Source organism: Microbacterium sp. JAI119, from assembly GCF_013410135.1.
GTDB lineage: Bacteria > Actinomycetota > Actinomycetes > Actinomycetales > Microbacteriaceae > Microbacterium > Microbacterium oxydans.
Genome location: NZ_JACCCK010000017.1, coordinates 1 through 1458 on the forward strand (window position 1 = coordinate 1; position 1458 = coordinate 1458).

Sequence of the window (1458 nt, forward strand, 5' to 3'; positions counted from 1 at the left end):
GGCTCTTCGGACATCCGGTGGGGTGAGGGTGGCCGGGCGGTGATTCGGCGGTAGGGGTCGAGGTCCCCGAGGATCAGAAGCGCTAACTCTCTGATTCCGACCGAGGACCTCGACGTGCTTCACCCTACTTCGGGGTGCGCTGACGCGCGCCCCGCCGACTGTCCGTGTGCCCGCTGCGACCTGCTTCTCGGCCTCGACGGTGTCCATGTCGAGCACGTCGAGCGTCGCGACGGACTTCTTGTGGTGACCGTTTCGACTCCGGCGTCCCCGACGGGCTGCCCGGGGTGCGGCGTGCTCGTGACGAGCCGTGGTCGGCGCCTTCGGGTGCTGCATGACGTGCCGGGTGTGACGCGGGTGAGGGTGGTGTGGCGGCAGCGGATGTGGCGGTGCGGCGAGTCCGGCTGTCCGCGGAAGACGTTCGTGGAACAGGTCCCGTCGCTGGTCGCGCCGCGCGGGTCGATCACGAAGCGCGCCGTCGCGTGGGCGATCGGGCAGCTGCGTCGCGAGCACGCCACCATCCAAGGACTCGCCCGGCAGCTCGGGACGTCGTGGAAGACGGTGTGGCGGGCCGTCGAACCCGAACTGGTCAAGCTCGCGGCGGACGAGTCCCGGTTCGAGAATGTCACCAGCCTCGGCGTCGACGAGCACGTCTGGCATCACGTCGACCCGCGCCGACGGGGGCCGAAGGAGCTGACCGGGATGGTCGACCTCACCCGCGACAGCCAAGGGAAGACGCGGGCCAGGCTGCTGGATCTGGTGCCCGGTCGATCCGGGAAGGCGTACGCGACCTGGCTCGGTGAGCGCGGCGACGCGTTCCGGAAGCAGGTGAAGGTCGCCGCGTTGGATCCGTTCGCCGGATACAAGACCGCGATCGACGACAAGCTCGACGACGCCGTCGCCGTCCTCGACGCGTTCCACGTTGTGAAGCTCGGCACCGCTGCGGTCGACGAGGTCCGCCGTCGCGTTCAGCAAGACACCCTCGGGCACCGCGGACGCAAGGGCGACCCGCTCTACGGGGTGCAGACCATCCTGCGCGCCGGGGCCGAGAACCTCACCGAGAAGCAGCGGGTGAGGCTGACCGCGGCGATGGAAGCCGACCCCGCGCACGACGAAGTGTTCGTCGCTTGGCAGTGCGCGCAGCAACTCCGCTCCGCCTACCACCAGGGCGATCTGGCCGCGGGGCGGCGGATCGCTGAGCAAGTCGTCGACACGTTCCACACCTGCCCGATCCCCGAGATCGCACGACTGGGCCGCACCCTCCGCCGCTGGCGCGACGCGTTCCTGGCGTACTTCACGACGGGGCGATCATCGAACGGTGGCACCGAGGCCGTGAACGGGATCATCGAGCTCCACCGCCGCCTCGCCCGCGGCTACCGCAACCGGCACAACTACCGGCTCCGCATGCTCCTCGCCGCCGGCGGACTCACCCCATGACCCCCACCGGATGTCCGAAGAGCC

The 1458-nt window shown here is 70.0% G+C and carries 1 protein-coding gene; it reads left to right on the plus strand.

Features of this window, described 5'->3' with window-relative positions:
- Window positions 1-180: 180 nt before the first annotated feature.
- On the plus strand, window positions 181-1434 hold the full coding sequence (locus tag HDC31_RS19985) for an ISL3 family transposase (protein ID WP_067162857.1): 1254 nt from the start codon (window positions 181-183) through the stop codon (window positions 1432-1434).
- The last annotated feature ends 24 nt before the right edge of the window (window positions 1435-1458 follow it).